Source organism: Pseudomonas sp. TWR2-1-1 (assembly GCF_049897045.1).
GTDB classification, from domain to species: domain Bacteria; phylum Pseudomonadota; class Gammaproteobacteria; order Pseudomonadales; family Pseudomonadaceae; genus Aquipseudomonas; species Aquipseudomonas versuta.
Window position 1 is genome coordinate 1 of the sequence record NZ_JAFCVM010000012.1, and the last position, 13,547, is coordinate 13,547.

Consider the following 13,547-nt stretch of genomic DNA (forward strand, 5'->3'; position numbering starts at 1 on the left):
ACTGCCACCGGTACATCCGGGCCAACGCCCTGAGCTTGCAGCCAATGGGCCAGTTGATTGGCCCGGGCATCCAGTTCGCCATAGCTCAGCTGCGTGTCGCCATACACCAGCGCCAGGGCCTCGGGGGTGGCACGCACCTGTTCGGCAATCAAGGCGGGAAGGTTCGGATACTCGGGGTAGTGGCTGGCTGTGGCGTTCCAGGTATTGAGTTGCGCCTGCTCGCCAGCGTCCAGCAATGGCAGGCTGAACACCGACCGGTCAGGCGTGGCGAGCATGCCCTGCAACAGCTGGCACAGGTGCTGGCCGAGGCGCTGGATGGTCGGGGCGTCGTAGAGTTCTGTCACATACTCCAGACGGCAATCGATGCCGTCAGGGCTGGCGATAACGTCCAGGGTCAGGTCGAAACGCGCGCTCTCCAGCTCGCTATCCAGCACCTGCACCTCCAGCCCCGGCAGCTGCAAGGGCTGGGCATCGCGAGAATGGCGGAAGTTGAACAGCACCTGGAACAGTGCGCTATGGCGCAAGTCGCGCGTCAGGTTGAGGCCGTCCAGCACGCACTCGAAGGGAAAGTCCGAGTGCTGCAGGGCCATCCGGCTTTCATCGCGCAGGCGGCGGCACAGCTCGCGGGTGGTCAGTTGCGGATCGAGCCGGGCACGATAGACCTGGGTGTTGACAAAGAAACCGACAATCTCCTGGACCTGGGCATGGCTGCGTGCGGCGTTGGGCACGCCGACCGCGAAATCACGCTGGCCGCTGTAGCGCGCCAGCAGCACTTGCCAGGCCCCCAGCAGCAGCACGAATGGCGAGCAATGTTGTGCCCGGCACAATTCACGCACCGCCCGGGCCATAGCGTCCGGCAGCCGGATATCATGCCGCGCGGCTTGCAGGCGTGGCGCTGCGCTGCGCGCACGGTCACTGGGCAGTTCCAGCACCGGCACGTCCTGGCCCAGGTACTGGCGCCAATACGCCTGGCCTTCAGCGGCGCCCTGACCAGCAAAGTGCTGACGCTGCCAGGTCGCGTAGTCGGCGTATTCCAGGGGCAAACCCGGCAACGCCCGGTCATTGCCGTCCAGGGCCGCGGCATAGGCCCGGCCCAGGTCGGCAATCAGTAACGGGTTGGACCAGGCATCGGCAACGATGTGGTGCAGGCACAGCAGTAACACCGCGCCCTCTTCGCCACACAACAGGCTGGCCCGCAGCAACGGTGCACGATCAAGGTCAAACGGCACGGCAACCCGCTGACGCAGTTCGGCTTGCAGGTCGGCGCCGGTCGCCAGGGTCACGCATTCCAGGTGGAAATCCACCGCGGGCTCGATGACCTGCATGGGCTGCTCATCGACCAGCACAAAGCGAGTGCGCAGGCTGGCGTGGCGCTCGATCAGGCGGCGCAAGGCGGCCTGCAAAGCCCCGACATCCGGCCGGCCCTTAATGCGTAGCGCCCGGGCCGAGTTGTAGGCCGGGCTCTGTACCTCGTACTGCTGGAGAAACCACAAGCGGCGCTGGGCGAATGACAGCGGCGCCGGCCCATCCCCGGTGCGTCGACCCGGCCCGGCGGGTGCGGCCGGCGCGTCATCATCAAGTAACAGGGCAAGCAATTGGTCGCGGTCAAAATCGGTCATGGTCAATCCAGTGCGGAATAAAAAAAGCCGGCCTGCGCCGGCCTGTTGTCAGTGGGCCGCCAGGCCCCGGGCGGCGCGAGCCTTGGCCAGCAGCTCGGCGCGCTGCTGGTCGCTGAGGCTGTCGAGCTCGCGACGCAGGCGAGCGATCTTTTCCAGCTGCAACGGTTCGCCAAGCTCGCCCAGGGCCTCGGCCAGCCCGGCGGCGCTGGGATGGTCGAACACCAGACCGGGAGCGACTTCGATCTTGAACTGGGAGCGCAGGCGCGCCACCAGCTTGATCACCAGCAACGAGTGACCGCCGGCTTCAAAGAAATCGTGGTCCACCCCCAGAGCAGAGGGCGCACAGTCCAGCAGCTCAGCCATGGCGTCGCGCAGGCAGGCTTGCAGTTCGCTGGTCGGCTCACGCACCGGTTGGTGGTGCAACAACTGCCCCGGGTCGGGCAAGGCAGAGCGCTCGACTTTGCCGTTGGCCAGACGGGGCAGGCTCGGCATGGGCAGCAGGCGCGCCGGGCACAGTGCTTCAGGCAAGCGTGCGGCCAGGGCCTGCGGCAACTGTTCCAGGGCCCCGTCAGCAGCATCCGCGCCGAGCACCACATAGGCGATCAGGCTGGCCGCGCCTTCGCCGGGTGACCACAACCGGGCCACGGCCTGCTCGACCCCGGGCAAGGCCAGCAGCGCCGCCTCGATTTCACCCAGCTCGATGCGCTGCCCGCGCAGTTTGATCTGGTGGTCCTGGCGGCCAACCAGTTGCAAGCCGCCCTCGGCCCGGTAGCGGCCCAGATCGCCGGAGCGATACAGGCGCTGGCCCGCCAGGAACGGATCGTCGATAAAGCGCTCGGCGCTGGCTTCGCCCAGGTAGCCACGGCACAGCTGGGCGCCGCCGATGTACAACTCGCCCACTGCCCCGGTGGGCACCAGACGCAGGCGATGGTCGAGCAGGTATACGCGGTTGCCGTCGAGGACGCCGCTCAGCGGTACCCGCTCGTCGCGGTCCGGCGCGTCGGCCCGCAGCGGGTGAAACAGCACACCGACCGTGGTTTCGGTGGGCCCGTAGTGGTTGAACAGACGCAAGTCCGGCGACCGGGCAAACAGTTGCTCCACCAGCCGCCGGGGCGTGGCTTCGCCACCGAGGATCAGGGTCCCGGGCAACGGCGGGGTATACCCTTCGAGCAGGGCCGCCAGATGCGAAGGCACAAATTTCGCCACGTCCGGCCGTTCACGCACCAGGAAGCGGCTGAACGCCGCGCCATCGGCCAGATCGTGCGCGGCGGCAATGACCAGTTCGGCACCGACTTGCCAGGCGCCGAACAGCAAGGTATGGCCCAGATCAACGCTCAGCGGGCTGGTCAGCGCCAGGCGCATACCGGCTTGCAGCCCGAGCGCCGCGCTGGCCGACCGCGCGTAGTTGCGCAGCGCGCCGTGCTCCACAAGCACGCCCTTGGGTGCCCCGGTCGAGCCGGAAGTAAACAGCAGGTACGCCAGGTGCCGGTCCGTCAGCTGCGGGGCCTGGAACGGCAACTCGGCATCCCTGCCCGCCTGCTCCAGACTGGCACTCGGCCATGGGCCACGGGCACTGCTGGACGCCGGATCGCATAGCACCAGTGCCGGCTCGGCGCGGGTCAACAGATCGTGACGGCGCTCCGCAGGCCAGGCCGGTTCCAGCGGCAAGTAGTAAGCGCCGGCCACCAGCACGGCGAGGATATGCAGCACCCCTTGCAACGAGCGCTCGGTCTCGATGGCCACACATTGCCCGACACCCACGCCCTGGCCCTGCAACCAGCCGGCCATGCGCGTGACGGTCTGCTGCAAGCCGGCGTAGTCCAGGCGCTGCCGGCCATCGCTGAGGGCAATGGCAAGTGGGGTTTGCCGGGCATGCCGGGCCAGGCACTGCGCCAGCCCTTCACTGTCCTCAACCGGCTGCTGCGGGGCCAGGCCCAACAGACGCTGGCGCTCCTGCACCCCTACAGGTTCCAGGTCGTCGAGGGTCACGGCGCCATCCCCCGTCAGTTGCAGCAGCAGGGTGCGATATTGTTCGAGCAGCACCTTGAGGCTGGCGCTGCTGTAAGCCGCGCCATTGGCTTCGATATTGAGTAACAGGCTTTGGTCCCAGACCCGGGCGCTCAACAGCAGGTCGAAGGCCGGACGGTGCGGGTAGGCATGCACCTGTTGCGGCGCGATGCGCGCCTGCTCAAAGACAAACCCCGCCTGTAACGGCGCGGCGCTGCCCGGCGCCTCGATCGGGCAGTATTCCTGCCAGCCGAGATGATCGCCCAGGCGCTCTTCGGCCTGCTGCAACCATTGCGCGAAGTGCCGCGCCGGGTCCAGTTCGACCCGCAACGGCAGGACTTTTTCGAATACGCCCAGGGTGTTTTCAAAATGCTCGTAGTCGCTGCGGCAATCGTGCAACCAGCCACCCACAAAACTGCGCTGACCGCTCAGGCGTCCCAACAGCACCCACCACAGGCCTTGCAGCACGAAGTCCAGCGGCTGGCCGAGAAAGTCCCCCAGGGCCCGGGCGCCGTCCAGGCGTGACAACGGCACGTCAAGCTGCAGGGTAAGGCGCGGCGCCGGCGCAGGGTTGCCAAGCAGCCCCAGGCGCAAGGCGTCGCCCCGGGCCGGATCGATCTGCTCGTGCTGCCAATAGGCACGGCCCTGGGCCGCATCAGCATCGGCGGCCATGTCCTGGCGCCATTGCACATAGTGTTCGTAGCCCACTTCGCTGACTGTCGGCGCTTCACCACGGGCCAGCGCTAATACGTCAGCGGCCAGTTGCTCCAGGCTTGGCGGGTCCAGGGCCAGGGCGGCGGCAACAAACTCCAGCTCGACCACGCCGTTGGCCAGGGCACGCTGGCTGACCGCCAGCACTTCGTCCGAAGCCAGGTTCAAGGCCGGTGCCATGGCGTCCAGTTCGACCCAGCGCACCGCGCCCCCCTGATTCGGCACCGCCTGGCGCCAGCCACGCAACCCTGTGACTTGCAGCCAGCGTGTGCCGAGGATCGGCTGGCTTGCCCCATAGCGTTGCAGCGCCGCCCGGATGTCCGCCGGCCCCTGTGCCGCACTCAGCCCCAGGCGCAACCGATGGCTGCCGGCATCAGCCCGGGCCGGATCATGGCCAAGCAGGCAGGCGCGCTGCTCGGGGCTCAGGGCCTGGGTATGTTGTGCGCTCATATCAAGACTCAAATCATTCATCGGGGATGTCCTTAAACAGGCAGCCCGGCCGATTGGCCCGAGCGCTCTGGGTTGTCTTGGGCAGCGGCATCGAACACGCTACGGTCGGTCATTTCGCCCATGGCCACGACGATCCGCCGCGGGCCTTCGAACGGGTCGCGGGCGTGGGCCACCAGCATGTTGTCGAGCATCACCACGTCGCCACGCTGCCAGTCGAAGCGCACCGCACAGGTTTCATAGAGCTGACCCAGTTGCTCCATGACCACGTCGTCGATGGGCGTGCCATCACCGAAATACACCTGGCGCGGCATGAACCCGGCCCCGACGATGCCCAGCAGGTCGCGGCGCACATCGGCTTGCAGGCAATAGTCGTGGTGCAGTTGAACCTGGTTGAAAAATGACTTTTCCCCGGTGTAGGGGTGGCGGATCACTGCCGGACAAGGGGTACGGGTTTGCAGGCCGCCATTGGCCAGCCATTCGAACGCCACGCCCTGCTCGCGGCAGGCCGCCTCGACCACGGCACGCTGGTCGGTCTTGTAGAAATCACGCCAGTCCACATCGAAGCCCGGGGTGAAGGTGCGCACATACAACAGCCCCTTGCGCTCGAAGGTCTCGGCCAGTCTGGCCGGCAACGCGCGGTACATCGCCCGGCAATCGACGATGGGCGTGGCACCGCCGACCGGCGACGGCTGCTCACAGAAGAACCACTGCTTGCGCGGCCAGCGCCGCAGGTGCGCGCTTTCGTTGTGGAACAGGATCATCTGCCGCTCGGGGTATGGCGTGGAGCGGTAGGTGTTGCGCCCGCCCTCTTTCTTCGGCAAGTCGCCATAGGCGCCATACAGGCCCGGCTGGATGGCCTCGGCGAAGGCTTCGAAGTCTTGCGCGGTGCTCAGGCCGAAGCCACGGAACAGCAGGCCGGCATGGCGGCGCAGGCTGGTTTCAATGAACTCGCGGTTCTGGCTGGCCCACACGCAGGGGTCGAGATCGGCACTGACCGGCTCGATCACCAGCGGCAACTCGCTACCCACATTGAGCGGCCTGCAGCGCACGGCAGCCATCGCCACCGGCGACGTGGCCGGGCGGGTGAAGGACTTCAGCTTGTCGCGTTTGGCATCCAGCCGTGAGCGCCCGCTGACCGGAGCGACAGGCGCGGGCTGCAAGGCGCCGAGGGTCAATGCCTCCAGGGGGCGATCGGGATCGGCGAGGATTTGCCCGAGCAGGTCGACCCAGGCCTCGGCCCAGCAACGCACCCGCGCCTCGTCAAGGATCGACGTGGCGAACACCCACTCGCCGCCCAGGCCACGGGCATTGGGCGTCAGGAACAGGGCCATGTCGAATTTTGAGGTTTGTGCTGGCGCGCCGAGCAGTTCGGCGCTCAGCCCCGGCACCGCGAACTGCCCGCGGGGCATGCTGTGCAACACGAACAGCGCCTGCACCAACGGGTTGCGCTGGCGGGGCACGCCGCTGGCCTCGACGATCTGTTCGAAGGGCAAGTCCGCCTGCTCGAGGACCCTCAATGAATCCTCGCTGACCCGGGCCAGCCACTGGTTGAACGATTGTTGGGGGTGTACCCGGGCGCGCAGCGGCACGATGTTGACGAAGAAGCCGATCAGTTGTTCCAGCTCGGTTCGCGGTCGACCGGCGATATCGGTGCCATAAATCAAATCGTCCTGGCCGGTGAGGCGATGCAGCAGCCAGTCGAAAGCACCGCGCAGGACCATGAACAGGCTGGCGCCGTGGGCACGGCCCAGGGCTTCGAGACGCCCGACCTGCTCGGCGTCGAGCTGCAAGGCCACACTGGAGCCCCCTGTGTGCGGGGTCGATGGACGCGCACGGTCAGTGGGCAAGGCCAGTTGCTGCGGTGCGTCTTGCAGATAGTTGCGCCAAAAATCCTCCTCGCGCTGGCGCTCGGCACTGCCGGACCGGGCGTTCTGCCAGGCCGCGTAGTCGCTGTATTGAATGCTCAACGGTGCCAGCGCCGACGGGCTGCCCGCCAGTTGCGCCTGATAGCCCGCACCCAGTTCCTGGACCAGCACGCCAAACGACCAGCCATCGCCGATCAGGTGATGCATGCTCAACAGCAGTCGGTATTCCTGGTCGTTCAGGCGCAGCAGCGTGGCGCGCAAGAGCGGCGCCCGCTGCAGGTCGAACGCCTGCCCCGCCGCTTCGGCCTCGGCCACCGCCAGCGCAGTGACCTGTTCGGCATCGCGCAGGCCACTGAGGTCGAGCACCGGCAAGGCCAGTTCCACCCGGGCGGCACAGTGCACCAGGGCCACGCCATCCGGGCCCGGCACGAAAGCACTGCGCAAACTCGCCTGACGCTGCAGCAAACCTGTCAGTGCCGCTTGCAGGGCCTCCACCCGCAGCTCACCACACAAGCGCAACTGGGCAACCATGTTGTAGGCCGCGCCCCCCTGTTCTGCACCCAACTGCTGCGCCAGCCACAGGCTGCGTTGTACCGGCGACATGGCCTGCGGCCCGCTGGCGTGCAGTGCCTGCAACGGCACCCCGGCGCCCAGACGTGGTGCGGCGTCAACCGTGGCGGCCAGCAGGGCCAGGGGGCTGGCGGCGAACAGCGCGCTCAGCGGCAATTCGACGTTGAATTCGCTGCGCACTCGCGCCAGTACTTGTACGGCGGCGAGGGAGTGACCGCCCACCGCGAGAAAGATGTCGTCGCGGCTGATCTCGGTGCCTTCAAGCACCTCGGACCAGATCGCCGCCAGACGCTGTTCGGTATGGCCCCGGGGTGCGGCACCGGCCTGCCCGGCTGCACGCGGGTTTAACAGCGGTCGACGATAGACGTGGTAAGCCCCCAGTTCACCGGTCTCCAGACGCTGGCGGCAGGCCGAGCGCTGCAGCTTGCCGCTGGTGGTCTTGGGCAAGGCGGCCGGTTCGAGCAGGGCGATGACGCTGGCCGGTTCCTGCTGGGTGTCACTGACCACCCGGTCGATGGCTTCAATCAACACTTGGGGGTCGAATTTCTTTTGCACACTGCGCCCGATCTCGGCGGCGATGCCGATGCACTCGCGACCGTCGACCTGCACCGGGAACGCCGCGACACGCCCCTTGCGCACCGCTTCGACGCCCTGCTCCACGGCTTTTTCGATGTCTTGCGGGTAACGGTTCTGGCCGCGAATGATGATCACGTCCTTGGCCCGCGAGGTGATGAACAGACCGCCCTGATGCAGGAACGCCAGGTCACCGCTGCGCAGCCAGCGGCCGTCGGGCAGGTCGAGGAAAGTCCTGGCGGTGGCCTCGGGGTTGCGCCAGTAGCCACGGGCCACGCTGGGGCCGCGGACCCAGATTTCACCCACGGTATTTTCAGCCACCGGCTGCAAGGTCTGCGGGTTCATCAGGCGCACCTGATCGTCGAACAGCAAACCGCCGCTGCTGACCATTTCGGTGCCATGCGGATCGGCAACCACCCGGCCCAGGGCCAATTGGTCGTGGTCCACATGCAGGGTGTAGTACGGGCCGCCACGGGTGTTGCTGGTGACCATCAGGGTCGCTTCGGCCAGGCCGTAGCACGGGTGCACGGTGGTCGCCGCCAGCCCTGCCGGGGAGAAGCGCTCAACGAAGTCGGCCAGGGTGTCGGCCCGTACCGGTTCGGAACCGCAAAACGCAACGCGCCACTGGCTCAGGTCGAGCTCGGCAAGCAGGCTGTCGCGCACGCTCTCGGTACACAGGCGGAAGGCAAAGTCGGGGCCGCCGCTGAGGGTACCGCCGTAGCGGTGAATCGCTTCCAGCCAGCGCGCCGGCCGGGCGAGGAAGTGCTGGGTAGTCAACAACACCAGCGGCACACCGGCATAGATCGGCTGCAGCATGCCGCCGATCAGGCCCATGTCGTGGTACAGCGGCAGCCAGCTGACGAATACATCCCCGGGGCGGGTGCCGAAGCCCATTTGCAGCAGGCGCTGATTGTCCAGCAGGTTGGCGTGGGTGACTTCGACGCCCTTGGGTTCGGAGGTGGAGCCGGAGGTGTATTGCAGCATGGCGACGGCATCGCCCGGCACCGTACGCGGTTGCCAGGCCCGGGGCGCTTGCGCCTCAAGGTCCTGCACGCTGGCCACGGCCGGCAGGTGTGCCAGGGTCAGGCCATCGCGCAGCAGCCGGGAAGCGTCGAGGGCCGCATGCTCGCAGAGGATCAACGAGGGCTCGGCGTCCATGGCCATGCCTTGCAGGCGTTCGGTATGGAACTGGCGGTTGCGTTCCGGCGGATAGGCCGGCACTGCAATCAGACCGGCATACAGGCACGCGAAAAAGGCCACGATGTAATCCGGGCCGTTGGTCAGCAGCAGGAGCACCCGGTCGCCCTCCCCGGCGTGCTGCCCCAGACAGGCAGCCAGGTGCCGGACCCGGGCATCCAGTTGCGCGTAGGTGTACAGCTCGGTGGTCTGATTGCCATCACCGAGAAAGCGCAAGGCCAGTTGTTCGCCTTGCTGCTCGGCGCGCTGCGCCAGCATCTCGATCAGGGAGTGGGGTTGAGGCTGATGTGGGATGGCCATGGGGCGTCCTCCTGCAATCGCAAAAAGTCAGAAAAAGTCGGGGTTACTCAGCGCACATCGGCGCCGTGAGGTTCGGCCATGGCCACTACCACTTTGCGCGGCCCCTGGAACGGCGCGCGACCGTGGGCGGTGAGCATGTTGTCGAGCATCAGCACGTCGTTGTCCTGCCAGGAAAACTCGACCTGCTCCTGCTGCATCACGCCGCGAATGTCTTGCAGCAGGCTTTCCTCCAGCGGGCTGCCGTCGCCGTAATAGACGTTGCGGGGCAAGTCCTCCTCGTCCACCAGATCGAGCAGGGTTTCGCGCACCTCTTCGGGCAAATTGGACACGTGAAACAGGTGCGCCTGGTTGAACCACACGGCGTCGCCGGTACGGGGATGGGTGGCTACCGCCTGGCACACCTGGCGCGTGCGCAGGCCGCCATCGTCTTTCCATTGCAGGCTGATGCCGTGGGCCTGGCAGTAGGCGTGCACGACACTGCGGTCTTCGGTGTTGAACACCTGCTCCCAGGACACGTCCAGGCCGTTGCCGTAGTTGCGGGTGTACATCAGGCCTTTGCTGGCGAAGCGCTGGCGAATCTGCTCACCGACCCGGCGATAAATCGCCCGGCTGTCACCAATCGGCGTCGCACCGCCTACGGGCGAGGCCTGCTGGCAGAAGAACCAGATTTTCATTGGCCAGTCGCGGGTATAGGCCTGTTCGTTGTGCAGCGGGATGTGCTGGTGCGGCGGATATTCGGTGGAGGTGTAGATACCGGCGGTGACGTTACTGCGCGGGGTGGAACCGAACTCGTAGGTGAGCAGGTCCGAGCCGAAGCCCGTGGCGAAAGAGCGAAAGCGCTCGGCGGTCTGCACCTCGAAGCCGCGCAGCAATACGCCACCGGCGACCAGCAGTTGCTGGTCGATCAGCGCCCGTAGCGCGGGCAGGCAAGCCTGCAGTTCAAGGCCGGGCTCGCGGGCTTCAATCAGCAGAGGCAAGGGGGTGTCGGCATGGCGCAGGGGCCGGATATCGAAGCGTGAATCAAGCATGGAAGACTCCGCGAAAAAAGGACGGCGCTACGACCCGGATCAACCCAGGGCGCACAATGAAGGGAGCGAGAGACGCGGTGCCTGCTCGCGTAAATCCAGGCACAGCGTGAGCAGGCGCTCGAGGAAATCGGCGCGCTGGCGGTGCAGGAAAAAATGCCCGCCGGTGCACATTTCAAGATGGAACGGGCCGCTGCATTCGGCTTCCCAGGTCGCCAGGGAACTGACCGCGACACTGTCGTCGCGTCCGCCGAACACATGCAGCGCGCAAGGCAAAGGGCTGCGCTGAGGCGGCCGATAGCGGTCACCGAGGAGAAAATCGGCGCGCAGCACCGGCAGCACCATGGCGAGCAATTCAGGGTCATCGAACACAGCCCGGGGCGTGCCGTCGAGGCGATGCAACTCGGCGATCAGCTCGGCATCGCTCATGGGCCGGGCATCGGGATTGCCATCGCGCTGGCCGGGGGCAGTACTGGCCACGGCGATCAGCGCGCCGGGCGGCTCGACCCCCAGAGCGACCAGGGCATGGGCCACCTCCAGGGCGACCACACCGCCGATGCTATGGCCGAGCATCAGATAAGGACCGTTGATCATCGGCGCCAGCTCGTCCGCCAGGCTTGCAGCCAGGCCGTGCATATCCACCTGCAACGGTTCATCGCCACGCCAGCCGTGGCCGGGCAATTCGACCGGTTGCACATCGAGCCAGGCCGGCAAGGCTGCACGCCACGGAGCGAAAGCCATGGCGCTCGCGCCGGAACAGGCGAAGCAGAAAAGGCGGATGGGATGGGGGGCGACGGACACTGCGGATCTCCTTAAAAGCAGTCGACAAGCCGGACCGGCCTTGCCTGAAACACTGCTAATAAGGACGAAAGAAATACGTAGGGAATTAACTGTCTTTGATAAATATTATTATTTGCAAAGCCCCAGACATGGCCAGAACCTGTAGTCGCTGACGAGCCGTGCGAGGCTGCGATCGGGCAACGCCCGTAGCGGCTAAGACCGCGGTGTACCTGACATACCGGGGTGCATGATTGGCGACGGCTGCGCCGCCGATCGCAGCCTCGCACGGCTCGTCAGCTGCTACGGAGGCGGTTGGGATTTTTGATCGGGCATGGTCCGCAAAACCTCAACCCGCGGCGTATCTGACACACCGGGGTGCATGATTGGCGACAGGGACGGTGTTGATCTACCGCCGGCAAGCAATACCTGTAATCGCTGACGAGCTTTGCGAGGCTGTGATCGGGCAACGCCCGTAAAACCTCAACCCGCGATGTACCTGACATACCAGGGTGCATGATTGGCGACGGCTGCGCCGCCGATCGCAGCCTCGCAAAGCTCGTCAGCTGCTACAGGCGTTGTTTGTATTTTTGACCGGGCATGGTCCGCAAAACCTCAACCCGTGATGTACCTGACATACCGAGGGGCAAGGATTGGCGACAGGGACGGTGTCGACCTCCCTGCGGCAAGCAATACCTGTAGTCGCTGACGAGCTTTGCGAGGCTGTGATCGGGCAACGCCCGTAAAACCTCAACCCGTGATGAACCTGGCATACCGGGGTGCGCGATTTGCGACGGCTGCGCCGCCGATCGCAGCCTCGTTCCTCGTCAGCGACTACAGGCGCTGACGATCTGGCCGCGCTCGAGTTTGATCAACTGGTCGGCCAGGTGGAAGTAACGGTCGTCATGGGAGATGACCAGCAGTGTCTTGCCCTGGGCGCGCAGTTCAGGCAGCAGTTCGCAATAGAACACTTCGCGGAACGCCGGGTCCTGGTCAGCAGCCCATTCGTCGAAGATGATCACCGGCCGCCCTTCAAGACAGGCAACGATCAACGCCAGGCGCTTGCGCTGGCCCTGGGACAGTTCACGGGTTGAAAACGAACCGTTGCTGACGCTGACCTTGTGGTCCAGGTGCAGCTTGCTCAGCCATTGCGCCGCCTGGCTGTCCAGGCTGGAGTCCGGCGCTTCGAGCAGGGTGTCGAACAGGTGGAAGTCCGAGAAAACCGCCGAAAACAGCTGGCGATAATCGTCCCGCTCTTGCGCTGCCACCGGCCGGCCATCGACCCGCACTTCGCCGCTTTCCGGCACGTACAGGCCGGCAATCAGCTTGGCCAGGGTGGTCTTGCCGCTGCCGTTGCCACCGACCAGAAAGGTAATCTGGCCGGGCTTGAGGGTCAGCGCCACCGGGCCAAGGGTGAATACTTCATCCTCGCGTTCACTGAAATAGCCATGGGTCAGGCCATCCAGTTCCAGGGTCACACCCTTGGCCTGGACGGCAGGTGCCGGGGTCTGCGAGCAGGCTTGAGCCTGCAATTGCGCAAGCGTCGCTTCAATGCGCGCACTGGCGACTCGCGCCTGGCTCATCTGCGGCAGGTTCAGCAGTACGCCTTCCAGCGGGCCCATCATGTACAGGAAGACCATCACGTAGCCGGTGATCACGGCAGTATCGGAGGGCACCCACAGGCGCAGGAACAGCACCAGGCCGATCAGTATCAGAAACAGCAGGCGGCCCCAGCCACCGGTAATGGCGAACAGCATCAGGCCCTTGGCCCGGTTGCGGCGTACTTGCTCGACAGCGCTGACCAGCACTTCATCGAGAAAACGCCGGGCCTTGGAGCGGTTGAGCTTGAGTTCCTTGGCTCCCGAAACCATGGCGTCGAAGTGGCCAAAGAGTTCGTCCTGGCTGGCACCGGCCTTGCGAAAGTACTGGAGCATGTGCGAATGGCACAGGTGATAACCCAGGGAGCCAAGGCCGATGGCCAGCACTGAAACCAGAAAAATGACCCAGGACAGGTACGCCAGGTACCCCAGACATCCGAGCACCACGACGGCACTGGTGACCAGCATCGGGAAGCCGGTGAAGAAGTTCGACAAGGTGGTGGTGTCATCGGCCAGGGCCGCCTGGATCCGCCCGCGTCCGGCCTTTTCCAGCCCGCGCAGGGGCGCCGCGACCACATGCCGTGAAATGTGCATGCGCAGGGTCGCCAGGCCTTGTTGACTGAGGTAGGCGAACAACGCCCTGGACAGCACCTGGCTGCCCATCACCAGGGCTATCACCAGCACGAAAGGCAGCGCGTAGCTGGCCAGGCCGTCCAGTGGAGCATTCAGGGCCTGGTTGATCAGCGCCACCAGCAACACGTTGGCCAGGCCGCAGACCAGGCTTGCGCCAATGGCCACGGCCAGCCGTGTGTGCGAGGTGCGAACCAGCATACCGAACAATGACATGGTGTCTCC

At 65.8% G+C, this 13,547-nt stretch carries 6 protein-coding genes; all 6 read right to left on the bottom strand.

Annotated features, from left to right (window positions below; genetic code table 11):
- Positions 1-1,619: condensation domain-containing protein (locus ACP7BO_RS22270; RefSeq protein ID WP_426212791.1), on the bottom strand; the 1,619-nt coding region annotated here is incomplete at its 3' end.
- Between the two features lie 48 nt (positions 1,620-1,667).
- A complete protein-coding gene (locus ACP7BO_RS22275; protein ID WP_426212792.1) occupies positions 1,668-4,808 on the bottom strand; it encodes a non-ribosomal peptide synthetase in 3,141 nt (1,046 codons plus the stop codon).
- A gap of 11 nt (positions 4,809-4,819) precedes the next feature.
- The gene (locus tag ACP7BO_RS22280; RefSeq protein WP_426212793.1) at positions 4,820-9,292 is read right to left on the bottom strand and encodes a condensation domain-containing protein; all 4,473 of its coding nucleotides are present in this window, start codon (positions 9,290-9,292) and stop codon (positions 4,820-4,822) included.
- Between the two features lie 47 nt (positions 9,293-9,339).
- Positions 9,340-10,320, bottom strand: a complete 981-nt coding sequence (locus ACP7BO_RS22285) for a TauD/TfdA family dioxygenase (protein WP_426212794.1) — start codon at positions 10,318-10,320, stop codon at positions 9,340-9,342.
- A 39-nt stretch (positions 10,321-10,359) separates the two neighbouring features.
- A complete protein-coding gene (locus tag ACP7BO_RS22290; protein WP_426212795.1) occupies positions 10,360-11,118 on the bottom strand; it encodes a thioesterase II family protein in 759 nt (252 codons plus the stop codon).
- Between the two features lie 803 nt (positions 11,119-11,921).
- The gene (locus ACP7BO_RS22295; protein WP_426212796.1) at positions 11,922-13,538 is read right to left on the bottom strand and encodes a cyclic peptide export ABC transporter; all 1,617 of its coding nucleotides are present in this window, start codon (positions 13,536-13,538) and stop codon (positions 11,922-11,924) included.
- Positions 13,539-13,547: the final 9 nt, after the last annotated feature.

Bases quoted from the DNA above. Each gene is read 5' to 3' on its own strand.
- ACP7BO_RS22275 (WP_426212792.1), bottom strand. From the start codon at position 4,808: ATGAATGATTTGAGTCTTGATATGAGCGCACAACATACCCAGGCCCTG.
- ACP7BO_RS22280 (WP_426212793.1), bottom strand. From the start codon at position 9,292: ATGGCCATCCCACATCAGCCTCAACCCCACTCCCTGATCGAGATGCTG.
- ACP7BO_RS22285 (WP_426212794.1), bottom strand. From the start codon at position 10,320: ATGCTTGATTCACGCTTCGATATCCGGCCCCTGCGCCATGCCGACACC.
- ACP7BO_RS22295 (WP_426212796.1), bottom strand. From the start codon at position 13,538: ATGTCATTGTTCGGTATGCTGGTTCGCACCTCGCACACACGGCTGGCC.